The 26,327-nt window shown below is 49.4% G+C and carries 19 protein-coding genes; 16 read left to right on the top strand and 3 right to left on the bottom strand.

Annotation, left to right across the window (positions count from 1 at the left end):
- The first annotated feature begins 41 nt into the window (after positions 1-41).
- The 12 genes from HP548_RS13420 to HP548_RS13365 all read left to right on the top strand — a co-directional run bounded on the left by HP548_RS13420 (position 42) and on the right by HP548_RS13365 (position 19,362).
- The gene (locus tag HP548_RS13420) at positions 42-398 is read left to right on the top strand and encodes a nucleotide excision repair endonuclease (protein ID WP_090902968.1); all 357 of its coding nucleotides are present in this window, start codon (positions 42-44) and stop codon (positions 396-398) included.
- 280 nt (positions 399-678) lie between these two features.
- Entirely contained in the window at positions 679-1,428 is a 750-nt protein-coding gene (locus tag HP548_RS13415; protein ID WP_063565881.1) for a Bax inhibitor-1/YccA family protein, read from the top strand.
- Between the two features lie 270 nt (positions 1,429-1,698).
- Positions 1,699-2,916, top strand: a complete 1,218-nt coding sequence (locus HP548_RS13410; protein ID WP_175381951.1) for an AraC family transcriptional regulator — start codon at positions 1,699-1,701, stop codon at positions 2,914-2,916.
- 49 nt (positions 2,917-2,965) lie between these two features.
- A complete protein-coding gene (locus HP548_RS13405) occupies positions 2,966-4,012 on the top strand; it encodes an ABC transporter substrate-binding protein (RefSeq protein WP_175381950.1) in 1,047 nt (348 codons plus the stop codon).
- Positions 4,013-4,497: 485 nt separating this feature from the next.
- Positions 4,498-5,358: an alpha/beta hydrolase gene (locus tag HP548_RS13400; RefSeq protein ID WP_175381949.1), complete on the top strand. Its 861-nt coding sequence runs from the start codon at positions 4,498-4,500 to the stop codon at positions 5,356-5,358.
- Positions 5,359-5,526: 168 nt separating this feature from the next.
- Entirely contained in the window at positions 5,527-6,312 is a 786-nt protein-coding gene (locus HP548_RS13395; protein WP_175381948.1) for a 2,3-dihydro-2,3-dihydroxybenzoate dehydrogenase, read from the top strand.
- 23 nt (positions 6,313-6,335) lie between these two features.
- On the top strand, positions 6,336-7,670 hold the full coding sequence (gene dhbC, locus HP548_RS13390) for an isochorismate synthase DhbC (protein WP_175381947.1): 1,335 nt from the start codon (positions 6,336-6,338) through the stop codon (positions 7,668-7,670).
- Between the two features lie 3 nt (positions 7,671-7,673).
- A complete protein-coding gene (locus tag HP548_RS13385; RefSeq protein WP_175381946.1) occupies positions 7,674-9,287 on the top strand; it encodes a (2,3-dihydroxybenzoyl)adenylate synthase in 1,614 nt (537 codons plus the stop codon).
- Positions 9,288-9,365: 78 nt separating this feature from the next.
- Entirely contained in the window at positions 9,366-10,415 is a 1,050-nt protein-coding gene (locus tag HP548_RS13380; RefSeq protein WP_175381945.1) for an isochorismatase family protein, read from the top strand.
- Positions 10,412-17,650, top strand: coding sequence for an amino acid adenylation domain-containing protein (locus HP548_RS13375; protein ID WP_246318053.1), 7,239 nt, complete (start codon positions 10,412-10,414; stop codon positions 17,648-17,650). The genes HP548_RS13380 and HP548_RS13375 overlap by 4 nt, the downstream gene beginning before the upstream one ends.
- A 12-nt stretch (positions 17,651-17,662) precedes the next feature.
- Positions 17,663-17,899: an MbtH family protein gene (locus tag HP548_RS13370; RefSeq protein ID WP_072733826.1), complete on the top strand. Its 237-nt coding sequence runs from the start codon at positions 17,663-17,665 to the stop codon at positions 17,897-17,899.
- Positions 17,896-19,362 (top strand): MDR family MFS transporter, encoded by a 1,467-nt coding sequence (locus HP548_RS13365; RefSeq protein WP_175381944.1) that lies wholly within the window; start codon positions 17,896-17,898, stop codon positions 19,360-19,362. The genes HP548_RS13370 and HP548_RS13365 overlap by 4 nt, the downstream gene beginning before the upstream one ends.
- Positions 19,363-19,450: 88 nt before the next feature.
- On the opposite strand, the gene HP548_RS13360 is transcribed toward HP548_RS13365, so the two are convergent.
- Positions 19,451-20,140 carry a 4'-phosphopantetheinyl transferase family protein gene (locus HP548_RS13360; RefSeq protein WP_175381943.1) on the bottom strand — a complete coding sequence of 230 codons (690 nt, stop codon included), beginning with the start codon at positions 20,138-20,140 and terminating at the stop codon, positions 19,451-19,453.
- A gap of 83 nt (positions 20,141-20,223) precedes the next feature.
- Entirely contained in the window at positions 20,224-21,066 is an 843-nt protein-coding gene (locus tag HP548_RS13355; RefSeq protein WP_246318052.1) for an arylamine N-acetyltransferase family protein, read from the bottom strand.
- Positions 21,067-21,334: 268 nt separating this feature from the next.
- Here HP548_RS13355 and greA point away from each other — a divergent pair, with 268 nt between their 5' ends.
- The 3 genes from greA (at position 21,335) to rlmN (ending at position 24,849) form a co-directional block, all read left to right on the top strand.
- A complete protein-coding gene (gene greA / locus HP548_RS13350; protein ID WP_063565893.1) occupies positions 21,335-21,811 on the top strand; it encodes a transcription elongation factor GreA in 477 nt (158 codons plus the stop codon).
- 411 nt (positions 21,812-22,222) lie between these two features.
- Positions 22,223-23,578: a sodium-dependent transporter gene (locus tag HP548_RS13345; RefSeq protein ID WP_175381941.1), complete on the top strand. Its 1,356-nt coding sequence runs from the start codon at positions 22,223-22,225 to the stop codon at positions 23,576-23,578.
- A gap of 176 nt (positions 23,579-23,754) precedes the next feature.
- Positions 23,755-24,849 carry a 23S rRNA (adenine(2503)-C(2))-methyltransferase RlmN gene (gene rlmN / locus HP548_RS13340; RefSeq protein WP_163755728.1) on the top strand — a complete coding sequence of 365 codons (1,095 nt, stop codon included), beginning with the start codon at positions 23,755-23,757 and terminating at the stop codon, positions 24,847-24,849.
- Between the two features lie 342 nt (positions 24,850-25,191).
- Here rlmN and HP548_RS13335 read toward each other — a convergent pair whose 3' ends face one another.
- Entirely contained in the window at positions 25,192-25,632 is a 441-nt protein-coding gene (locus tag HP548_RS13335) for a GNAT family N-acetyltransferase (protein WP_175381940.1), read from the bottom strand.
- A 207-nt stretch (positions 25,633-25,839) separates the two neighbouring features.
- On the opposite strand from HP548_RS13335, the gene HP548_RS13330 reads away from it, so the two are divergent.
- Positions 25,840-26,280, top strand: a complete 441-nt coding sequence (locus HP548_RS13330) for a MarR family winged helix-turn-helix transcriptional regulator (protein ID WP_240343003.1) — start codon at positions 25,840-25,842, stop codon at positions 26,278-26,280.
- Positions 26,281-26,327: the final 47 nt, after the last annotated feature.

Genomic DNA, 26,327 nt, shown 5'->3' with positions numbered 1-26,327 from the left:
TGATAGGATGTAAACCTATAGATAATGAGGAAGTGAACCTATTGATTAATATTACTGTGCCAACACCAGATGTCATCATCACGAAGCAGGCTGATCCACAGCTTAGCCACATTTATGGATTCACCGATTTCCACCTGATTACACGGGAAAAAGGCGGTATCTTCATGTTTTACAATGCCGATGATGAGTTGTTATTTGTCGGGAAAGCACGAAAATTAAGACCGCGCATCAAGAAACATTTTGAAGATACGGTATCACCAATGAAGTCACACCGCGAGGAAGTAACTACCATCGAAGTGTGCGTAATTGAAGATCCGGTGGACCGCGAAATTTACGAGACCTATATCATCAACACGATGCGTGCGAAATACAATGTAGATAAAGTGTTGTACAAATAAGTATCTCGAATGTGCCCCAAAAGCGATAAGAATTGGAATCAAATGATGGAATGTGCTGAATAAAGTGTAAAGTATTTTTCGCAAAGTTTTGGGACATATAGCCTATGGCTTGCTTCAACAGACAAGGATGTGATCTGCGGATTGCATCCCACGTCTGCTTAGAAGCATTAGAATTTTTATTTTTCAATATGTAATTTAATATGTAGTTCGTAGAAACAGCAATGTAGAACCTAGAGATGGTAGTACAGGATTAACCAAATACATAGAAGAGGTGATTGTTTTGATCGGACGTAGCGGTAACCCTACACTCAAAGATAGTACGTTTGAAGACTCCAGAGGTTATGGAGATGATCGGTATCAAACCAGAATGACGATCAACGGTACGGTAAACAAAGCGTTTATTACGTTGGTAATTCTGCTGGGCAGTGCATTTGCATCCTGGATGATGTTTTTCAATGGGCAGGAAGTGCTTCCTCTTGCATATGGAGGGGCAATCGTCGGTTTTATCCTCGCATTGATTATTTCATTCAAACCTGTTGCGGCGCCTTACCTTGTGCCGATCTATGCCGTTGCGGAAGGCATGTTCCTCGGAGCACTCTCGGCTACGTATGAATACTTGTATAACGGCATTACGCTGCAAGCTGCTTTACTGACCATGGCCGTCTTTATTGCTCTGCTGATGGCATACAAGACAAGATTGATCAAAGCTACGGAGAATTTCAAGCTTGGGGTTGTCGCAGCAACCGGAGGCATCATGATTATGTATCTCCTCAGTTTTGTTCTTGGTTTTTTCGGGATCACCGTTCCCTATCTGCATGACAACAGCCTGATCGGAATCGGCATTTCTGTCGTTATCGTCATTGTGGCCGCACTGAATCTGGTACTTGATTTTGATTTTATTGAAAGTGGTGCCGACAACGGTGCTCCGAAATATATGGAGTGGTACGGTGCATTTGGATTGATGGTTACGCTGGTATGGCTGTATCTTGAAATTATTCGTCTACTCGGCAAGCTGCGGAGCCGGGATTAATTCAATTCAAATTTTTGCAAACTTAACCATGCAACTCATCATCAAAAGCTAACTCGTGCCCCAAACACGTAGTTGGCTTTTTTACTGTTTACTGGATAGTCCTAACATCGAACTGTGTACATTCTTCCATATATGGATTGACTGAATGGAAAAGAATGTGATATTTTAATTGATAATGATTATCATTTTCGTTAGTCTAATATAGTACCGGCTGTATTGCCCTGTACATTTCATATCAAACCGATCAAGCAGATCGAAAGGAGTGGCCTTATGTTACTGGAAAATGATTCGCAGACCCCTGCGCACTTGCCCGTTACCGGCCGCAGTCCCAAGACGGATCTTGCCAAGGTAAAAGTATATATGGACGAGCACTATGACGAACCATTGTCTATTGCAGATCTCGCCCACAAAGCCAATATCAGTGCGAAATATTTCGTGGATCTATTCAAGAAGACCTACGGGCAGAGTGCAATGGAATATCTGACCGATCTTCGCATCAATCGTGCGAAACGATATCTGAAAGAAACAGGGTACAAACTCCGTGAAATCGCGCTGAAAGTAGGGTATAGCGATGAGTATTATTTTAGCCGCAAATTTAAAAAGGAAGTGGGCGTATCTCCTTCGGATTATGCCAAAAATGCAAGAAAACGCATCGCCACCTGCTCCTCCAGCATCATTGGACAGTTGCTGGCGCTTAATGTCATGCCTGTCGCTGCGCCGATTGATCCCAAATGGACCGCTTATTATTATAACGCGCACCGAACAGAGATTCAGTCACATTTGAGACTGACAGACCCGTATACCAGCTTGAGATTTGAAGCCAACGTGGAGCGTTTGGTTCATATCCGGCCGGACGCTATTGTCGGTACGGATCAAATCAGTGACCCGGATCAGGCCAAACTGGCTGAGATTGCACCTTGTTGTTTTGTACCGAAGTATCACTTGGATTGGCGTGCGCAGTTACGCATGATTGCTGCTTTTCTGGAACGGGAAGAACAGGCAGAGCAGTGGATTGGTGTATACAATCAGCGAGTCGAGAAGGCACGGGATTCCGTAAAACAGAAAGTGGGCCGAGAGAAGGTCATCGTTGTCCGAGTGTATGGGCAGCACCTTTATCTGTATCGAAATCCGGGTATTGAAGAGGTGTTGTACAACAATGGTTTACAACTGGAGACGTTCCCCGATGTTCAGGCCAATACACGGTTAACATTGGAACAACTGGCTGCGCTAAATCCAGATCGGATTCTTGTTATGGTGTGTCCTGAGGCCGCATCGCGTGCATACTGGCTCAGTTTGCAACACTCGCCAGTATGGCGTCAGCTTAAGGCAGTAAGGCAATACCAGATTCATCTGATTACAGGTGATCCCTGGTTTGACTACTCTGCCGTAGGCGTGATGCGTATGCTGGATGAAGCGCTGCTGATTTTCACGGGATATTGTCCAAATGTATATCTGGATAACGTCCATGGTGATTCTCGGGCTACATGACATATAATCCATCTATCTAAATGAGAATGTTTATCAAGGGGGATATGTCATGTTTCAACAGAAAAAAGGTAACGGACACCGTTCCGTTCGTCCATTTCGTAGTGCCGGATTCTCGGCCTTGCTCGTACTGGTATTGATTACGGGTTTGCTATCTGCCTGTGGCTCAAAATCAGAAAATGAGGGGGAAGCACAGAAAGAGCAGCCAACAACGGAGGCTTCGACCACGGCCACATCAGGGACTGCTGTAACCGAAGAGAACACGGAAGAAACCAAAGGAGAACGAACTGTCAAAGATGATCTGGGACATGATGTTATCGTTCCTGAGCATACAGAGCGTGTTTTTGCACCTTATCTGGAAGACTCTCTGCTGACACTGGGTGTCAAACCGGTAGCTCAATGGGCGAGTGGTACGCAAGGTCATGTTTACCTCCAGGACCAGTTGAACGGAGTGCCAACACTGGATTTCTCCAGTGGTTTGCCTTCTCCTGAAGCACTAATGGCGTACAATCCGGATTTTATTATTCTACACACGGCCCAATATGCCGAGAACGGTGTATATGAGAGTTATTCGAAAATTGCACCAACCTACGTATTTACGAATGCTTCGGGTGATGTCGAGAAGTCTTTGCAGGTAATTGGTGATCTGCTGGGCAAAACGGCTGAGGCCGAAAAAGCCATTGCAACGTATCATGCGAAGGTAGACGATGCTAAGGCCAAGCTCGCCAAAGTTACCGAGGGCAAGAAAGCAGCGATCATTCGTTTTGCACCTCGTGGGATCAGTATGATGGGTGGTAACTACTTTAGTGGTTACGTGGTATATCAGCAATTGGGACTTGGCAAACCAACACTGGTACAAACGGAGAACAGCGCAACGGTATCGACCGAGGTGTTGCCTGAGATTGATGCAGACTTTATTTTCACGGTGGAACAGGGTCCGGGGAGCATGAAGGAAATGACAGATACAAAAGTATGGAACAGCATGCCAGCTGTTAAAGCTGGACATGTGTACGCAGTAGAGCCAGCTCCGTGGCTGGGCGGCGGATTGATTGCTTACGGTCATGTCATTGACGACACGCTGAAGGCGTTAACGCAATAATAGAGGTAATCCATTGATGTATTGATCACAATATGAGAAATGTAGCTCCCTGCGGAGTGCCAGAAACCGGACAAATTCCACCGTTTCAGGTATTCCGTGAGGGAGTTTTTTTATTTTAGGAGTAACCAAGTGAGTTACAGAAATGTGGGAATATGGAGATAATCAAAATCATTTCTGGATATCGTCCATGGGACAGCCGGATTTACTCTTTTATAATTGGTAATGAGAATCAATCTCATACATTTCAATAATTATATTAAACATAACAGTATAAGTTGAGTTTATGAACTACACAGAAACGGAGACGTCAGAAAAAACCTGGAGAAGCGAAGCGTTCGCCTTTATCTCCGGATTTCTCCCTTTATAAGAGGGGATAGAGGAAATCTGGAGATAACAGCGATTGGAAGGTTATTCTGACGGTGGAGTGTATGTGTAATTCAATATTCAACTTATATACGCAGAACAACGAGGAGGAACCATCCGTAATGACGTTTCAGCCCAATCAATCCGCATCTGGCACCCTTGAACATATCGCACGCAGTACCGTACAGATTCCACGCGCCGAACAATGGACGATGAAATCACGCCACGGCAATCATGCCTATCAGATCATGGTATTCCAACCGGCAGAAGCGCCACCGCCTTCGGGGTATCCGGTGATCTATCTGCTGGATGCCAACTCGGTGTTTGGCACGATGGTCGAAGCTGTTCGTGTACAGGGCCGCAGACCGGAGAAGACAGGAGCACTTCCGGCCATTGTTGTTGGCATTGGGTATCCAACGGCGGGCCCTTTTTCGCCGCACCGTTACTATGACTTTACACCGCAGGCCACAACGGAATATACCCAGAATTCGGACGGAACACCTTTACCGAAACAGGGTGGAGCCGATGAATTCTTGCAGTTTATCGAAGAAGAGCTGAAGCCGGATATGGAACAGCAGTATCGGATTGACCGGAGCAGACAGGCTATTTTTGGTCATTCCCTTGGTGGATTGTTCGTATTGCATACGCTGTTCAAGAAACCAGAAGCTTTTCGCTATTACATTGCGGGTAGCCCTTCCCTTCACTGGAACCAGAACGTCATGCTGGAGGAGGAACAGGAATTTGTCGCACGGCTGGAAGAGCATCCCGTGAACGTCAATGTGTGGATTGGCATGGGTGAACAGGAGAAGACGCATCCTGCCCGCAACAATGATAAAGCTTCGAGTCTTACAGAACGGTTATCTGCGCTGAATCAGCCGGGTCTGGACATTAAATATACCGAGTTTGAAGAAGAAAACCATGTATCCGTATTGCCATTTCTGATTAGTCGTGCTATTCGTTTTGCCTGCAGCCCGGAGTCGTAGAAGGGAAGAGGCGACAGTATTTCTCAATTAGTGGTATCGGTATGGGAGATTGGGCGAAAGGCAAGTGGAGTGAAATGTTATGGATTTACGGATGATCCAATCAGATTCAGCAGGATAACATATCTCTCCAAACAGGAGAGGGAGCAGTGATGCAAGGGAGGAACGGGAGTGAGTTACACAGGAATTGATGGAAAAGTAGCCGTAGTCACCGGTGCTGCACAAGGCATTGGTGAAGCCGTGGCGAGATTGCTTGCCGAGCAAGGCGCTATTGTTGCAGCTGTCGATATACGAGAGGATCAGTTGAATCAACTGGTCACAGATCTGCATAGTCAGGGTCATCAGGCAACAGCCTTTCCTGTGGACATATCTAATCATCAATCCGTTGAAGATGCAATCCAGCGTATTGAGGAGATATTAGGTCCGATTGGCATTCTGGTGAATGCAGCGGGAGTACTATACACGGGGGCTGTGAGTGAGCTCCGTGATGAAGAGTGGACAAGAACTTTTGACGTGAATACACATGGTGTATTTTACATGTCACGTGCTGTGGTGCGTTACATGGCCGAACGTCAATCAGGGGCGATTGTTACTGTCGGTTCAAATGCTTCTGGCGTGCCCCGGATGCACATGTCTGCCTACGTGGCCTCCAAAGCGGCTTCAACCATGTTCACCAAATGTTTGGCGCTTGAATACGCCTCAGACCATATCCGCTGTAACATTGTATCTCCAGGTTCGACGGATACCGATATGCAGCGTGCATTGTGGGCAGATGAGCAGGGAGCACAGGCCGTTATCGCAGGTTCCCAGCAAGCATACCGACTGGGCATACCACTGAACAGGCTGGCGTTACCATCGGATATAGCGGATAGTGTGCTTTTTTTGGTATCGGATCAGGCTAGACATATTACGATGCATAACTTGTGTGTGGACGGAGGCGCCACGTTAGGTGCCTGAATCAAGATAAGGAGATGATAATCATGTCAAAAGCGGGTACGGTTGCTGCAACTTCCGCCTTACACCTTCTGGAACAATATCGGGAGGGGACGTCCTTTTTCTGGTCTTCACCGCAACATACCCTGTTAGCTCAAGGGGAACAGATTCGATGGTCTGCCATGGAGGTATCGGAAGAGAATACAACTGATTCCATGGGCGCGGTTAATGTTACTGAACAAAAGCGGAATGAAGAAACGCAGCTTTTCATTAACCAGATGGAGCAGTTGATGGAAAAGGCGAGACGCTCGGGCCAAACGAAACCGATTGTGGTCGGCGCCATTCCGTTCGATCCGATACATTCTTCTGCAGAGCTATTCGTGCCAGAGAAGATCCAATGGGCTGAACCCCTATCCCCGGACTCCAGAGCAGCGGTGGAAAAACGCCCGGCCGCAGTGGGTTGTGAGGTGCGTGAAGAACCTGCCGGAGCCATATTCCAGCAAAGTGTAAACAACGTTTTGAGGGATCTGAATCAAGGCGTTCTCCACAAAGTGGTGTTATCCCGTACACTTCATGTGACTTCACAGGCGTTGGTGAACACGCATCAGTTACTCCGTAATTTGTTCAGGGATAACACACACGGATATACATTTGCTGTTCCGATGACGAAACTCTCTCTAGCAAAAAGTAATATAACAACGGATAAACGCGCTGACGTGGAGACGGAAAAAGAAACTCATCGGACTTATATCGGAGCGAGTCCCGAATTGCTGGTTACCCGGAAAGGGTCCAAAGTGAGAGCCAATCCACTCGCCGGGTCTGCTGCCCGGAGTGATGATCCGGCTGAGGACCGTCGCCGTGCAGAAGCACTGCTGGCTTCCGCCAAAGATCGCCATGAACATGCAGTAGTCATTGAGGCTGTGGCGGAAGCGCTGCGTCCGTTGTGTAAGCAGCTATCCGTCCCGGCAGAACCCTCCTTGATCCAAACAAGAACCATGTGGCACTTATCTACGGAAATTCACGGGGAGCTTGCTAATGTGAACACATCATCATTGGAACTTGCGTTTGCTCTCCACCCTACACCAGCAATTTGTGGAACGCCTGTACAGGCCGCTCGGGAAGCCATCCGAGAACAGGAACCGTTTGAACGGGGATTATTCACCGGCATGGTGGGCTGGTGTGACAGTGAGGGTGACGGCGAGTGGGCTGTAACGATCCGATGTGCGGAAGTGGAAGGGAATACGCTTAAACTGTTCGCTGGCGCGGGTATTGTGGCAGGTTCTACAGCCGAAGCGGAGCTGGCAGAGACCTCAGCGAAATTCGGAACAATGCTGCTCGCCATGGGTTTGGATTCATCTGTGTCCAGTATGAAGGAGGAATGAATGATGCTGTCAGGATTTCAGGCCTGGCCTGAGGAAGTTGCCGAACGTTATCGTCAGGAAGGCTGCTGGGAAGGAATTACGTTTGGAGAAATGCTCCGCCAGCGCACAGAACGATATGGCAATCGAGTAGCCGTTATCAGTGGTGAACAACAATTAACCTATGCGGAGCTGAACGATCGGGTGGATCGTCTGGCCGCTGGCTTATATGCCAAAGGAATACGACAGCATGATCGAGTTATTATCCAGCTGCCCAATATTACGGCGTTTATCGAGGTGTGTTTTGCCTTATTCCGCATTGGTGCACTGCCTGTATATGCACTTCCCTTACATCGGAAGAGTGAGATTACGTATTTTGCCCGTTTCTCTGAGGCCGTAGCATACGTGATACCTGATCAGGATGGAGGGTTTGATTATCGCACACTGGCCGAAGAGGTTCAGGCAGAGGTTCCGGGACTTCGGCATGTATTCGTGGCTGGAGAAGCGGGGCGATTTACGGCTTTGGAGGATGTTTATACAGCACCAGTCACACTGCCGGATGAGCCAGTTTCTTCGGATGTTGCTTTTCTACAGTTGTCTGGTGGAAGTACCGGGCTGTCCAAAATGATTCCCCGCACTCATGATGACTACATCTACAGTTTGCGGAGAAGTGTGGAAGTCTGCGGACTTACCCCAGATAGTGTCTACCTGGCCGTTCTGCCTATAGCACATAACTATCCCATGAGCTCACCCGGCTTTCTGGGTACGCTGTATGCGGGTGGAACCATTGTACTGTCACGCGGGTCCAGCCCGGATGAAGCTTTTCCACTCATTATGCGCCATAAGGTAACCATAACGGCTCTTGTACCACCACTTGCACTTATATGGTTGAATGCGGCGGCTACCCGGGGGATTAAACTTCCTTCACTTGAGGTGCTTCAGGTTGGTGGAGCCAAATTCAGCGCCGAGGTGGCTGCACGTGTCCAACCCGTCCTAGGCTGCACCTTACAGCAAGTGTTCGGCATGGCGGAGGGGCTGGTGAACTACACCCGTCTGGATGATCCGTTGCATGTGATTGTTAACACTCAGGGCAAGCCGATGTCTCCGTATGATGAAGTACGAATTGTGGATGACGAGGACATGGAAGTGGGACAAGGACAATCGGGGCATTTACTGACAAGAGGGCCTTATACGATTCGAGGTTACTACAAGGCTGACGAGCATAATGCCAGATCGTTTACCACGGACGGTTTCTATCGTACCGGAGATATTGCCAGTCTTACGGCTGATGGATATCTCGTTGTGGAAGGACGGGCGAAGGATCAAATCAACCGTGGCGGCGACAAAGTGGCCGCCGAGGAAGTGGAAAATCATCTGCTGGCCCATCCTGCCGTACATGATGCGGCATTAGTATCCATGCCGGATGAATATCTGGGCGAGCGCTCCTGTGCATTTATCGTGCCGAGCGGTGAAGCTCCGTCAGCTGCCGAAGTGAAATCTTTTCTGCGTAACCGGGGCCTGGCGAACTATAAAATACCGGATCGGATTGAGTTTGTGCAGTCTTTTCCCAAAACTCAAGTTGGCAAAGTAAGCAAAAAAGCGTTGCGTGAGATGATTACGGCTAAACAGCCCATCTCCTGATTGTAACGACTGATAGATAGCACTACAGCGCAGTGATGAACATGATTGTGATAAATAAAGCTGAAAAGAGGGATATTCATGGCACTTCCAAAGATTCAACCCTATGCAATGCCTGTAGAGTCGGAGCTTCCTGTCAACAAGGTAACATGGACACCGGATACGAAGCGCTCGGTACTCCTGATCCATGATATGCAGCAATATTTTATGAACGCCTTTACGGCAGGACAATCCCCTGTTGTGGAGCTGATCGATCATATTTCACAACTTCGTTCAAAGTGTCATGAGCTGGGCATTCCGGTGGTCTACTCCGCACAACCGGGCGGACAGACTCCGGAGCAGCGCGGGTTACAGCTGGACTTTTGGGGTGCGGGAATAGATGGAGGACCTGTGCAAAAAGAAATTATTGATGCGCTCGCACCCGCTCCGCAAGATACGTTCATGACCAAATGGCGATATAGCGCCTTCCAGAAAACAGACCTGTTTGAACTAATGCAGAGGGATGGCCGCGATCAACTGATCGTTTGCGGTATTTATGCTCATATCGGATGTCTGATGACCTCTTGTGAAGCCTTTATGAGAGACATTCAGGCGTTCCTGGTTGCGGATGCAGTAGCTGATTTCTCGGCGGAAAAACATCGCATGGCCCTGACGTATGCAGCAGAAAGGTGCGCGGTAACACTGACAACCGGACGTTTACTTGAGTCGCTAAATGATTCTGGCGCTGACGGAAATGAAGGAGCACTGAAATCCGAAGTGGGTGAGCAAGGGGAGCGCTCCTATGCTGCATCTGCTCAGGTGGCTGTATCGGAGGCTGAGCAGCAAACGGCATCCGCAGCAGAGCCAATTCAGGACGGAAGTCATGGCATTGAACAAGTCACGTTGGAAGCATTGAGAAATCAGGTCGGAGAGATGCTCCAGGAGCAGCCTGGCAACATTGGAGAGCACGATGATCTGATTCAGATGTGGGGACTGGATTCCATTCGTATTATGAGTCTGGCTGAGCGCTTTCGAGTGGAAGGAGCGGGGGTAACGTTCGTGGATCTGGCGGAGCTGCCTACATTGGCTGCATGGGCAGCATTGCTGGATAAGACCAAAAATAAGGTGCTCCCGAACGGAGACTACTTTTGAGCGGGGCCGTGCATACGTCGCACAGTCGGGACACGGCTTGGCCCCTGTCCTCTGCACAGTCCGGCATCTGGTTCGCTCAGCAGTTGAATCCGGACAATCCGATGTACAATACAGCCGAGTATGTGGTCATCGAGGGTAGCGTAGACAAAGGACGCTTCGAAGAAAGTGTGCGACAGACCGTTTCGGAAGCAGAGTCGCTGAATATGGTTTATGGCGAAAATGAACAAGGTCCATGGCAGTTGTTGAACACCAACCCGAATCATTGGACATTTCATGTCATCGACGTGAGGGGGGAATCGGAGCCCCACACAGCAGCACTAAACTGGATGAAAAAGGATCTGGCCAATCCCGTCAATCTGGCGACAGGTCCACTCTTTACGGAGGCATTGTTCCAGCTGAGCCATGATTGTTATTACTGGTACCAGCGCATCCATCATATCGCGATTGACGGATACGGTGTTTCGCTGATTACCCGCAGGGTGGCGAGCCTATACTCTGCAAGGGTAAGAGGAGAAGGTGTAGATCAAGTCCAGCAGGGGGCGTCGTTTGGCTCATTGACGGCTGTACTTCAGGAAGACGAGGCTTATCTTGGCTCCGTGGATAAAGAACAGGATCGTCAGTTCTGGATGGATCGATATGCTGATGAACCGGATGTTATCAGTCTGGGTGAACGGGCTCCGCGAACCTCTACCTACTTCCTGAGACAGAGTGGTCTGCTTACACAGCCGCAGCGCGAGCAAATGCAGGCGGCAGCGGCAAGGTTCGGTGTGACCTGGCCGGATTTGTTTGTAGCGGCAACAGCCATTTACGTACACCGCATGACAGGGGCGACCGATGTTGTGCTGGCCCTGCCCGTGATGTGCCGATTGGGATCAACATCCTTGCGGGTTCCGGGTATGGTCATGAATGTACTTCCGCTGCGTCTCAACGTAGAGTCAAATCTGACCGTGTCAGAGTTGCTGAAACAGATTGTCCAGGAGATACGGGCGGTACGCAAGCATCAACGCTATCGCCACCAGGATCTGCGGCGTGATCTGAAGCTGCTTGGAGAGAATCGTCGCCTGTTCGGACCCATGATTAATGTCATGCCATTCCACCATGAATTAAACTTTGCAGGGCAGCGCGGCATGATTCACAACCTGTCCACGGGCCCGGTAGACGATCTGTCCATTCATGTGGTGGACCAAGGGCATGGTCATGGGCTGAGTATTGATTTTGATGCGAATCCGTCTATCTACAATGATTCCGAACTGCAGAACCATCAGCTTCGTTATATGCAGCTGCTGAACTTGGTAATGCAGGAAGGCATGGAGACGGAGACGGTGGGACGACTGGAATTGCTGCTCCCTGCCGAACGTGAACAAGTATTGGTGACATGGAATGGAACGGGATGGGTGACGGCCGATAGCAATTCAGCAGCACTGTTTGAACAGCAGGTCCGCCGCACACCTTCTGCAACGGCGCTGACATTCGAAGGGGAGTCCCTGACATATGCGGAGTTGAATGAACGAGCGAATCAGTTGGCTCATGAATTGATACAACGATATCAGGCAGGACCGGAACAGCGGGTGGCTATTGCTCTGCCTCGTTCGCTCGAAGTGGTCATCGCCATTGTGGCTGTCCACAAAACGGGGGCCGCCTATCTGCCGCTTGACCCTGACTATCCCGAAGAGCGTCTGATCTACATGTTAGAGGATGCCAAGCCTGCTTGTGTGGTGACGGTGATGGACCATGTTTCCAGTCTGCCGACAACATCCAGTGTACCGATGATGGTCATGGATGAACCAAATACTGCTATGGCAGTGAGTCGCCGGCCTGGAAGTAATCCCGAAGGTGATGATCTGACAAGTACAGCTTCTCTGCACAATCCTTCGTATATTATCTACACTTCAGGCTCCACAGGTAAGCCCAAGGGCGTAGCCGTAACCCATCTGGGGCTGGCGAATCTGCTTGAGGATATGAAGACGAGACTACAGGTTGGTCCGCAGGACCACTGGCTGTCGGTGACTACGATTGCTTTTGACATATCCGTACTGGAAGTATTTCTGCCGCTTACGACGGGTGCCCGGCTGGATATTGCACACAAAGAGACGATTCTTGATCCGGTAGCTCTGGCTGGGAAGATGAGAGAGCTGGGAACCACCATCATGCAGGCTACGCCTACGTTATGGCAGTCTTTGGTGACGAGCCGGCCAGGGCGATTCGATGGGCTAACCTTGATTACTGGAGGAGAGGCGCTGACGGAGGAACTGAAGCTTTCTTTGCAGGAACTGGGGTGTCACGTTAATAACCAGTACGGCCCAACCGAGACAACCATTTATTCCACAGCTGCCTCGTTCGACACAGGGGAAATGGGGAAACCGTCGATTGGTGGTCCGGTTCGCAACACGCAGCTATATGTGCTGGATCAAGGCTTAAAGCCAGTACCCTCGGGTGTAGTAGGGGAACTCTATATCGCAGGCGAAGGGCTTGCGCGCGGGTATTTGGGCAGGCCTGATCTGACTGCAGAACGCTTTGTAGCCAATCCCTTCGGTCAGCCAGGCAGTCGGATGTACCGTACAGGAGATTTGGCGAAATGGCTGCCGGATGGTTCTATCGATTATTTGGGTCGTGCAGATCATCAGATCAAAATTAGAGGTTTCCGGATAGAACTGGGCGAGATTGAATCGGTAATCTCCAGGTATCCTGGCGTAGCTCAGGTCACGGTCATGGCTCGCGAAGACCAACCGGGAAACCAGCGATTGGCAGCGTACGTAGTGGGTGAGTCTGAACTCGAGAATCGTATGGATCTGGCAGAACTAAGAGCTTACGTGGCGGATGCGTTGCCGGATTATATGGTGCCTGCTGCATTCACACTACTGCCTGAGATGCCGTTGACACCGAATAAAAAGATCGATCGCAAACAGCTTCCTGTGCCTACTTTGCTGTCCAATGCCAATGGACGGGAGGCGCGCACGCCACAAGAAGAAATTCTATGCAGTCTGTTCGCTGAGATTCTTGGTGTTGGTCGTGTGGGCATTGACGATGATTTCTTTGAACTGGGTGGGCACTCCCTGCTGGCTGGACGAATTACAGCACGTATCCGTGATGTATTCGGTGCAGATCTAACGATCGGCAGTGTATTTGAAGCTCCAACCGCAGCAGGCCTAGCCAAACGATTGGATCAGGCGAAATCGGTGAGACCTGTTATTCAGCCTGTTTCACGTCAGGGGGAGCTTCCGCTCTCCTTTGCCCAGCGGAGGTTGTGGTTCATGTATTGTCTGGAAGGCGCCAATCCGACGTATAACATTCCGCTGGTTGCCCGGTTGGCCGGGAAGCTGGATACGGATGCTCTGGAGAACGCCCTGCAGGATATTGTAGACCGTCATGAGACATTACGAACGTTGTATCCGCCTGAAATGGGTTCTGCGAGCCAGCATATTCTGAATGCTGCTGACGTCAAAGTGAAATTGAATATAACCGCTGCTACGGAGCAGGAGCTTCCCGAGCTTCTGACAGAAGCGTCACGCTACAGTTTCCAGCTTTCCACTGAACCAGGCATTCGTGCCGAGTTGTTCAGAATCGGCGCTGATGAGCATGTGCTGTTGTTGCTGCTGCATCATATTGCCGGGGATGGATGGTCATTGTCACCGCTCATCCGCGATCTGTCGGTGGCTTATGCATCACGCTTGCGGGGTTCTTCACCTGCCTGGGAGCCGCTGCGCATTCAATATGCCGACTATGCGGTGTGGCAGGAGAGATTGCTAGGGAATGAGAAACAGCAGGACAGTCTGATTGCAAGACAGATGGAATTCTGGAGCAACCAGCTGGCCCATTTACCGGAGCAGGTTACATTCCCTACGGATTACGCACGTCCAGTCGTGTCCAGTTATCGCGGTGGGTCAGTGCCTTTTACGATCAGTCAACGTTTGCATGAGCAATTAATGATCATCGCACGTGAGAATAAAGTCAGCCTGTTCATGGTGCTGCACTCGGCACTGTCCTTGCTGCTTACCCGAATGGGTGCAGGAACGGATATTGCGATAGGAACACCGATTGCCGGACGGAGCGATGATGCGCTGGATGAAGTCGTAGGTATGTTCATTAACACCCTTGTGCTGCGTACAGATACTTCAGGTGATCCAACATTCCGTGAGCTGCTGGCTCGTGTGCGGGAAGTCGATCTGGCTGCATATGAACATCAGGATCTGCCCTTTGAACGGTTGGTTGAAGTATTAAATCCGCCTCGGTCGCGTTCCAAACATCCGCTGTTCCAAGTGATGCTTGTGCTGCAAAATACACCGGATATTCGTCTTGATCTACCGGGTATTGCGGCGGAAACCTGCATGCATGGTGTGGGTTCATCCAAATTTGATCTAACCCTTGAGCTGACAGAGCAGCGTGAGCATAATGGATCTCCAGGCGGAATTGAAGGTGTGCTGGAATATAGTGCAGATCTCTTCCGGGAGTCTACTGCAGGTGAACTTGTGGTCCGATTGATGCAGGTGCTTGAAGATGCAGTGCAGCAGTTGGATGAGCGAATCAGCAGATTTCATGTCGTGACCCCAACAGAGCAGGCCCAGCTTGAAAAAGAATGGTCCTTTACGCTGAGTGAGGATGCACAACTGACCATAGCCGAGCGCTTTGAGATACAAGCAGCTGCTCATCCGGAAGCGACTGCCATGACCTGTGAGGATATCACCTTGAATTACAGGGAGCTGAATGCAAGAGCCAATCAGCTTGCCAGATTACTGATCGCTCAAGGCGTGGCACCGGAACAAATGGTTGCGCTAGCCTTGCCTCGTTCCGTTGAAATGGTTGTGGGCATTCTCGCTGTGCTAAAAGCAGGAGCCGCTTATCTACCACTTGACCCCAATTATCCGGCAGATCGGTTGACACATATGCTGACAGATGCAGCACCGAAAGTAATGGTAACGAGTACAGAGGTATACACCTTGCTTCCGCAGGTGGCAGAAATTCAGTGTATTAATATGGACGATTTGCATACTTTGCAGCAATTGGAGATGCTGGATGATCGAAACCCTGCGGATAGTGAACGCAATGGGCGTGTAACACCTCTGAACCCGGCTTACATGATCTATACCTCGGGTTCGACAGGCAAGCCTAAAGGGGTCGTTATTCCGCATTCCAATGTCATCCGTTTATTGGATGCCACGCAGCACTGGTTCCATTTTGACGCGAGTGATGTATGGACCTTGTTCCACTCCTATGCATTTGACTTCTCCGTATGGGAAATCTGGGGACCGCTGCTGCATGGAGGGCGATTAGTCGTTGTTCCTCATGAGATTAGCCGTTCACCTGGAGCGTTCCTGCAGTTGCTTGCTGAGCAAAAGGTGACCGTATTGAACCAGACGCCATCCGCATTCTACCAACTCATGCAGGCTGACAGGGAAAATCCGGCCTGGGGACAGCAGCTTGCACTCCGTTATGTCATTTTTGGAGGCGAGGCACTGGAGCTTGGGCGCTTGGATGATTGGTATGAACGTCATGCTGCTGATGCGCCAAGACTCATCAATATGTATGGCATCACTGAGACGACGGTTCATGTCAGCTATCAGGAACTGCATGCAGGCAGTTCTACGGAAGGCGCGAGCAGCTGGATTGGATGCGCCATACCGGATCTTCGGGTATATGTGTTGGATGATCAACTTGAGCCTGTACCAACAGGAGTAACCGGAGAGATGTATGTAGCCGGAGCGGGTCTGGCTCGTGGTTATTGGAATCGACCTGATCTTACAGCTGAGCGATTCGTTGCTGATCCATACGGTCCACCAGGCACACGTATGTACCGGACAGGAGATCTGGCGAAGCGTTTGCATGATGGCTCGCTTGATTATTTGGGGCGGGCGGATCAGCAGGTGAAAATACGGGGATTCCGCATTGAGCTTGGCGAGATTGAAGCGGTGCTGGCAAGGCATTCAAGCGTGGCCCAGGCTGCTGTAATTGTCCGTGAGGACCAGCCTGGGGATAAACGTCTTGTAGCTTATATCGTTCCGGCTTCGGACACAGGGACGATACCGGAATCGACTGCCTTGCGTCGTCATGCGTCTGCCAGACTTCCGGATTATATGGTTCCATCTGCGGTTGTAGCGATGGAGAGCCTGCCGCTTACAGCTAATGGAAAGCTCGATCGCAAGGCACTACCCGCACCGGAAATGCAATTAACGACAGGTGGCAGAGCGCCTCGCAACCCGCAGGAGGAGATCCTCTGTGATTTGTTTGCCGAAGTATTGGGCATGCGGAGTGTGAGTATTGATGACAGTTTCTTCGAGCTGGGTGGCCATTCGTTACTGGCTGTTCGCTTGATGAGCCGCATTCGTGAAGCGATGGGAAGGGAGCCGGGCATCGGCATTTTGTTCGAAACAGCTACCGTAGCGGGACTAGCGGAGCGACTGGAGATGGATTCGGATTCCGGAAAAAGCTCGCTTCAAGTGCTGTTGCCGCTCAGAACGCATGGGGAGCATCTGCCTATATTCTGTGTCCATCCTGCAGGAGGACTTAGCTGGTGTTATGCTGGGCTGATGAAACATCTGGGCATGGAATATCCGCTCTATGGGTTACAGGCCAGAGGAATTGCTGAGTACGAGGAACTTCCGTCTACACTGGAAGATATGACAGCAGACTACATCCGCCATATCCGCTCGGTACAGCCTGAGGGACCTTACCGTCTGCTGGGCTGGTCTCTCGGAGGTAACGTAGCCCAGGCTATGGCGGTACAACTGCAATCGGAAGGGGAAGAAGTGGAGTTTCTTGCCATGCTGGATGCGTATCCGAGCCACTATCTGCCGATTCGCGGAGAACCGGATGAGGAAGAAGCCTTAACGGCATTGCTTGCACTGGGTGGTTATGATCCGGACAGCATTGGGGATGGGCCGCTGGATATGGCAACGGCTATGCGCATATTGCGCAGTGAGGGCAGTGCACTGGCAAGTTTGGACGAAGATACGATCATGAAGCTGCGGAAGACCTATGAAAATTCCGTACGGATCTTGGGGGCCTATACGCCATCCCGATTCGAGGGGGATCTGATCTTCTTCCGTTCCACCATTATTCCGGACTGGTTCGACCCGATTGAACCGGAAATGTGGAATGCGTATATCGGGGGCCAATTGGAACGTCATGATATCGCTTGCCGTCACAAAGACCTCTGTCAGCCTGGACCGCTGGAGGAAATCTGCCGAACACTGGCCGCCAAGCTGGAAGAGCTGAACAAGCGCGAAATTCAACATAAATAGGAGGATAAGGCGATGAGCAACCCATTTGAATATGAAGACAGCAATTATCTGGTGTTAATCAATGAGGAGGGGCAATACTCCCTCTGGCCTGCATCCCTTGAAGTACCCGCAGGTTGGACCGTGATGCTTGGCAAGGCCAAGCGCCGGGTGTGTCTCGATTACATCGCCGAGCAATGGACAGATCTGAAACCGTTAAGCCTCTGTGATGAAATCGGTATGCCTGGAGCCGTTCATGAGGCTAGCAGATGAAATTCGGTCTGAATCCCAAGGTCATTGTCAGCATCGTCTATGTGTTAGCGATGTTTATGGTGGCTATGGATGGAACGGTCTTGAACGTAGCATTACGAACCATTAGTGAGGAGCTGGGGATTCCCCCGGCTGCTTCGGGTACCTTGAATGTGGGGTATTTGGTGAGTTTGGCTGTATTCCTGCCTGTCGCCGGGTGGCTTGGTGATCGATGGGGAACGAAACGAGTTTTCTTATCGGCACTGGCACTGTTTACGGTATCCTCTGCATTGTGTGCGACGGCCGATCAATTAAGTACGCTGACGTTCTTTCGCATTTTGCAGGGTGCAGGGGGTGGTCTGCTTACTCCTGTAGGGATGGCGATGCTGTTTCGAACCTTTCCTCCCCAGGAACGGGCTAAGGTATCTCGAATGCTCGTACTGCCCATCGCGCTGGCCCCGGCCCTAGGGCCGATTGTGAGCGGATTGATTGTGGACCAGCTCTCTTGGCGATGGATCTTCTATGTGAATCTACCCGTAGGCATTCCAGCGGTAATCTTCGGAATGATTTATCTGAAGGAACACAAAGAACAGGGAGCCGGCCCACTGGATGTACCGGGGTGGTTATTATCTGCTCCAGGGCTCGCTCTGACGATGTACGCTCTTAGTCAGGGTCCGCTGCGAGGGTGGACTTCCCCTCTTATTATTGGAGCTGGTCTGACGGGAATCATCCTGCTCACGTTGCTCGTGGTTGCCGAACTGCGCGCGAAGCAGCCTTTGCTTGATCTACGTTTGCTGAAAGACCGTTTATTCCGCTATTCCGGTCTGGTGTCCGTATGTGGAGCAGCGGGTCTGCTGGGCATGTTGTATGTATTTCCACTGATGTATCAAAACGTGCTAAACGCCTCTGCGCTGGAGACAGGACTAACCACATTCCCTGAAGCTCTGGGACTTATGATCGCTTCGCAGCTTGTGCCCTGGACATATCCGCGACTGGGTCCGCGTAAGCTGATATCCATGGGTTTGATCTGCACGGCTGTGATTTTCATTACGCTTAGTCAGATTACAGTGGATACGAATCCGTGGTTCATTCGTTCATTATTGTTCGGCGTGGGGATCTTCCTGGGGCAGACGGTAGGCGCGGTACAGATTGCTTCGTTTGCCCGAATACCGCCTCCTTCAATGGGACGAGCCTCCACCTGGTTCACGGTGCAAAATCGGCTGGGCTCCGCCATTGGACTGGCTTTATTGTCTGCTGTTCTGGCTGGCGTAGGTACAACGACGGTTACTGCGGCTGGAGCGATGGAGCCGAATATGCTGGCGTACCGTTTGGCTTTACTGGGTGCTGCTGCGTTTCTCTTGATTGGTTTATGCTTTGCCCTGAAAATCAGCGATGCTGACGCGGCTGCAACGATACGGAAAAACAGCGGTCAGGGTCTCTTCCGGAGGCAAAAGAAATCTCCATCATTGACGCAGGAATCACAATAGTTCCAAGTTTTGAAAAAATCCCTGGCGGGCTCGCCAGGGATTTTTAAGCATGATTGTTATTGGAGAAGAGGGGTTTATAACCCCTCCTTCATAATAATGCCTGATACAACTCTTCGATTGTGATGACATCCGGCTGGGAAGGTAAAGCTTCTCCTGCAGAACAAGCAGCTATCATATGCCCTTGATCCAGTCGAAGGCTGAGGAATGGATAAGCGGCTGCTTCTGGCGAGTGCCAGTTCCCGTCAGCATTACGGATCATGGAGAATGAATCCAGTGGCATGGACAGGCCCATGCCGACGGCCTTGATGTAGCTTTCCTTTAACGTCCATAGACGGTAAAAGGTCTCCAGCTGCATTTCGGCGGGCTCCGCAGCCAGGAATCCACTCTCCGTGATAGAGAAGAAGCGCTCGGCAATCTTCATGTCGATGGGCGATATTTTTTCCACATCCACACCCAGATCGGCGTCACCGCCAGAGATTAAAGCAATCCAATCGCCAGAGTGCGAAACATTAAATTGAACATCAGCATAGTTACTGAGACTGAGTGAAGGTTTGCCGTATTTGTTACGTGTAAAGGAAAGTTCTCCCGGCCTCAGGCCAGTTAACTTGCTCAGCGTCACACGGGTCAACACTTCACCCAGTACAGAGCGATAAGCATCCACCTGATGTACAAAACGTGCAGCTTGTCCTCGTCTTTCCTCAGATACGTAAGACAAAAAAAGGTTCCAGTATGTCTCCGGCAATTCTGCCGGAACTTGAAGAACTTGAATCGTTATCATCATTTATCACCTGACGATGTATTCGGCATGGATTACACACTTTCCTTTATAATCATCGGGTTATCGGGTCTGCCCGTGCCGCTTCATACCTGCTGTGTTCTTTTCCATTCTTCATGTGCAGCCTGTACCCGTCCCCACATTTCTTTGCGTTTCACTTCTGTGTAATTCACCAACGGTTCGTGGAATTTCTCAGCCAATACGTCTCTCCACTCAGTGTAAGTTTGAATCTCCTTCTTGCGGATACCATCGTGGTCATGCGTCCGGAGCATACATCCACGTAGTTCGTTGCTTTGGAGAGCATGCCTCTGACGGAGCAAAAATGCGTTATGCCAAGGCGAATCGACTGACTCGCTGTAGAATTCATGCTTGGGAATGAACTCTTCCAGGCTGGTAAGCTCTTCGGGAGCGTAGTCGACACCCTCACTTGGTCCGTTCGGCTCATATTCAAGTCGCCATCCGCCAGGGGCAACGGATGAAGGCATTAATGTATAAGTAAACGGGGCCGATCCGTAGGTTCCATAACGAAGGGGAAGCGGTTCAAAGGGCATGCCGCCCAGACCGACGTCCACAATCCAACGTTCCACATTCGGGTCTGCATCTGGCAAAGAGACGGAAAGACCGAGATGGAACGAGTTCACACGTGGCTGCTCTCCGAATGGCTGAACTCCGGCACGATGCCAATGCACCGTATATCCCAGAGAGCGAAGCAGAACGCTGAAAGCGCCATTCAGATGAAAACAGTAACCACTGCGGCCTTGCAATATAAGCTGGACCGATTCTTGAAGATCAATGCCCGTAGGTCGACCTGCAAAAATATCGACCGTTTGCCAGGATAGATACTGCACATGTGTCTGCTGGATTTCAGATAGGAATGCCAGTGTGGGTTCTTTGATATCATGGATGCCTATCCGTTTCAGGTAGGCCATTATTTCAGTTGGAGTCAATGTAACATTCATCCAGATCACCTCGAGTCATGTAGTGAGCGTGTTATAAACTGCTGCCCTGAATTCATTGTAAAAGTGAACGGATGAAATGAATACACTGGTTTGCTTCAATTGTACCGGTACAGTCTAAGAAGACACATACACATCTTTCCATCAATGGGAGCGTTATTTCTTTTTCTTGGTATGTTAACCGTTTGGAGTGGATATAGGTTAGAATATAGATAGAAAGCAGGATTAGGAGATGGAAAAAATGGCTAATGATGAAGTGATTTTGACACAGGAAGGCTTGGAAAAGCTGGAGGACGAACTGAGGGAATTAAAGACGGTGAAGCGTAAGGAACTGGCGGCGCGTCTGAAACTCGCGATCAGTTACGGTGACCTGAAGGAAAATAGTGAGTATCATTCAGCCAAAGATGATCAGGCTTTTATGGAAACACGCATTTTGATTCTGGAGAAAATGCTGACCAAAGCAAGAGTCATCACTTCGGACAATATCGACTCGAACAAAGTAAGCATTGGCTCAACCATTCTGCTTAATGATATTGAATTCGCCGAGAAGATTGAATACATGTTGGTTGGTCCAGCCGAGGCGGATGTTGCTGATAACAAAATATCGTATGAGAGCCCGCTTGGTAAAGAACTGATGGGCAAAGAAGTAGGCAGTGTCATTCATGTAAATGCGCCTATGGGCATTATCAAATATGAGTTGCTTGAAATTAAAATTTAATCCAAATAGAGGTGTTTCGGTAACCATGTAAGTGGTTGCTGGAACATCTCTTTTTTTATTATTGCAGGATCATATTCAGCTACGTTTCTTCCGTCCATTTAGAACTTCACGGGTCATGGCATATACAACCCAGAGCAGAATCACGATATGGATCCCAGCCACCTTTGGAATTACCGATCTACACGGCAGGGTTGGCATGCTCCTTTTTATCACATACTGTATATTAGAAAGTTCAGTGGACAACACGTCGCTGGCTGCTTCCTATGTTAAATGAAGAAGGAAAGGGCAACCTATTTATTGCACAAGTACCTGTAAATAAATAACATTTCGACAAATTTCGATTTTCGAATGACCTGACACGTGGAGTAGTATATAATTACGGGAAAACTTTAAAGTGATGGAGTAGATACGATGAATTTTAGTAAGCCTAATCTGGATCAAGACGGACCCAACAAAGGTGAACGCTTCTCGCAGGCCGGATTTATTCTGGCTGCCATTGGTAGTTCAGTGGGTCTCGGCAACATGTGGAAGTTTCCTTATATTACGGGAGAGAACGGGGGAGCGGCGTTTTTCCTGCTCTTTATCGTTTGTCTCCTGTTGATTGGTCTGCCCGTATTGCTGGCTGAACTTGCGATTGGTCGCAGCGGCAGAGGAAGCGCGGCTACGGCCTTTATTAAAGCGGGTGGGCAAAAAGGTTGGCTTGCGGCTGGATTGCTGCAAGTACTGACGCCATTTATCATTCTTTCCTTTTATGTGATCATTGCAGGCTGGACGCTGCAGTACGCAATCACGTCCTTTAGTGGCACGTTGTATAACAATCCGGATTATGCCGGACAGTTCGGTGACTTTGTTGGCGGCTATATGCCGATTGTGTGGCAACTGGTTTCGGTTCTGATTACAGGTTGGATCGTAGCCAAAGGGGTATCGAACGGAATCGAGAAGTTTAACAAAGTGCTGATTCCAGCGATGCTGGTTCTGCTCATTATCCTGATGGTTCGTGCAGTGACTTTGCCAGGAGCTGGTGCGGGAGTTTCCTTCTTCCTGAATCCAGACTTCTCGCAACTTACGACCGAATCTGCGCTGGTAGCGCTTGGACATGCATTCTTCTCCCTATCACTGGGTATGGGTATTCTTGTGACATACGGTTCCTATGTTGATAAAAATCAATCACTGGGTGCAGCAACCGTTGCTGTAGGTGCGGGTGATCTGATTTATGCGTTCATTGCAGGTCTGATCATTTTCCCAACGACCTTCTCCTTCGGGATTGCACCAGATCAGGGTCCATCGCTGATCTTTGTGGCTTTGCCGGCAGCCTTCTCGGCTATGCCGCTAGGCTTCGTGTTTGGCGGGTTGTTCTTCGTGCTTCTGGCGATTGCGGCGTTAACATCGGCTGTATCCTTGCTGGAAGTTCCGGTGAAATATTTCATGGAGAGACTATCCTGGGGCCGGAGTCGCTCGGTATGGACCATCTCACTTGCCGTCTTCATCGTTGGGCTTCCTTCGGTATTGTCGCTCGGATTGTTCCCTGAATGGACGATTGGCTCGAAGAGTGTGTTCGACTGGATGGACTTCATGGCGTCCAACATTTTACTTCCGATTGGTGGATTGCTTGTTACTATTTTTGCCGGATACTTCTGGAAAAAGGCTGCCGAAGCATCCGGCTTGCGTGCAGGCTGGTTCCGGATATGGCTGTTCATGCTGCGTTATGTAGCGCCAATTCTGGTGCTTCTGGTTCTGCTGCATACCTCAGGTATTATTCACTTCTAAACGGTTGGGCATTGGAGTGAAGCGATAAGTTACTGTGCAGATTTGCCATTGATAAAACCTCTTGGAAGAAATGCAAAAGCCCTTGTGTTCCCTCGTCAATTTTGGGACAATACAGAGTAGAGGTTTTTTCAATAGACCGATGAGCCATATGCTTTTTGCGAAAAGAGGACAATAACATGATTAAATCATCCATATATGGATTAACATTAGAGCAACTACGTGACTGGCTGCCGGAGCATGGGCAGAAGAAATCCCGTGCTTCCCGCATCTGGGAATGGTTATATCAGGAGCGAGTGCATGATTTTACAGAGATGACGGATGTGCGTCAGGAATGTCTGGATGTCATTTCAGAGCATTTCACGATGAACTCACTGAGTGAACATGTGAAGCAGGAATCTGCTGACGGCACGGTGAAATTTCTGCTGCGTATGCAGGACGGAAATCTGATTGAAACGGTTTTAATGCGCCAAAAATACGGTCTCACTGTATGTGTAACCACTCAAGTGGGATGTAATATTGGTTGCAGCTTCTGCGCGAGCGGGCTGATCAAGAAAAGTCGCGATCTATCCGGTGGTGAGATTGTCGAACAGATTATGCACGTACAACAGTATCTTGATGCAGCTGGTCAAGGCGAGCGGGTAACTAACGTGGTCGTGATGGGAATTGGCGAACCGTTTGACAATTTCCAGAACATGACTGATTTCATTGAAGTGATCAAGCATCGTAAAGGGCTGGCGCTTGCGGCCAAACGGATCACCGTATCCACGAGTGGGCTGCCTGACAAGATCAAGGAATTTGCAGACAGCAGTCTGCAGGTTAATCTGGCGATCTCCCTGCACGCACCGAACAACGAACTGCGGACACAGATCATGAAGATCAACCGGGCCTTCCCGATTGAACAATTGATGGACGCGGTGGATTATTACCTGGCTACGACGAACAAGCGTATTATGTTTGAATATATTTTGCTTCGGGACGTCAACGATCAGCGGGAACATGCGGCCGAACTGGCTGAACTGTTGTCCAGCCGCAAGAGTATGGTCAGTATCAATCTGATTCCGTACAATCCGGTGGATGAGCACAGTCAGTATCAGCGGAGCACGGAAGAGTCCATTCTGGGCTTCTATGATACATTGAAAAAGAATAACATTAACGCAACTGTACGCATGGAACATGGTACCGATATCGATGCGGCCTGCGGACAATTGCGCAGTAAACAGATGAAAAATAACGCCACTGAATCTCAGCCAGGTCGTCTGGCTTTGGGATAAGGATGTAAGCCAAGAAGTCAGGTTAACGCCTGGCTTCTTTGTCATCTTATTTACTTAGTAAATATCTCTCCCAATGTGGCGTTACATCTAACGAACTCTTCGCACCTAATTGGAGCAAAATACGTGAATTAGAAATGCTAACGAACTTCAATCAAGTTATTTCAGTCAAATTCACATTAAAAAGGTGCAAGTAGGTTGCAAAAACAGAAAATAAGGTTTGTACGATTCGTTACACTCCCAAATACTTGAATCTCCATTAATAGCACGGGCTGGGTTCATTAGAAACCAAAAAGAGCATCCCAAAGTCTTGTTCTTGAACTTTGAGGATGCTCTTTTTGGTATTTATTTTAAGTTCTTGGTCATCAGTAGATGTGGAATGCCATCTTCCATGAATACGTCCGAGGCTGCCGTGTATCCGAGACGTTCGTAGAACCCTGAGGCTTGTACCTGTGCATGCAACTTGGCCTTCTCGAGTCCTTGAGCGAGTGCCATTTGCTCCAGCTTATCGATCAGCACACGACCAAGTCCGTGTTTCCGATAATCGATCATGACACAGATCCGTTCCAATTTGGCAACATTTTCGACCACACGCAGCCTGGAAGAGGCAGCGGGAACGCCGTCTACGTAGAGCAGAATATGTTTTGCTACCGTCTCCAGTGCATCATAAGCGTCGAATTCGTCCTCAGCCGGCACCCCTTGCTCTTCAACAAAAATAGCGGTACGAATGGCGAAGCAGGCGTCGAGCAATTCCTGGTTATTAGCTTCAACAATAGTTGTATTCATGAATGTTTCCCCTTTAGTCAATAGTAATTCTATTATGGCATGGTAAACTGGTAGATAGCATGAACGTATACCTGTTCCATGTGTTATCATGGTTAAAATTTAAACTGATTTAAATCAGTTATATCATCAATTATGTTGCGAATGCAACAATTTTATAGAGGAGTGAATCCATTGACTGAAAAAAAAGAAGTGTTGCGTGAAATCGGCATGATTGCCCGCTGTCTGGATTCGATCAGCAACGTTGAATTCCAACATCTAAACTTGTCTCGTGGACAGTATTTGTATCTTTATCGCATATGTGAGAATCCTGGTATTATCCCCAACCAGCTCGCTGAATTAATCAAAGTGGATCGGACCACTGCGGCTAGAGCCATTAGCAAACTGGAAGCGGACGGGTTTGTCGTCAAACAGTCGGCAATGGGTAATAAGAAGAATAAGCTGTTATATCCGACAGATGCTGGTCTTGAAGCCTGGGAGTTCATCCGCAGGGAGGGTGTTCATTCTGATCAGGTAACGCTGGAGGGCTTAACGGAGGAAGAGATCGAGATTGCGGTTAAGCTTCTGCGGCGGATGCGCCACAACATTGAAGTCGATTGGAAATTCGTCAAAAAGGGCGGCCGCCGACCTTATATGGACCAATCTGAATGAGCGAAGAGTGATATTCCAGAGCTGTAACAACACAGGAGGGAAATATG

This window comes from Paenibacillus taichungensis (genome assembly GCF_013359905.1).
Lineage (GTDB): Bacteria > Bacillota > Bacilli > Paenibacillales > Paenibacillaceae > Paenibacillus > Paenibacillus taichungensis.
This window is presented reverse-complemented; position numbering and strand designations above follow the sequence as displayed.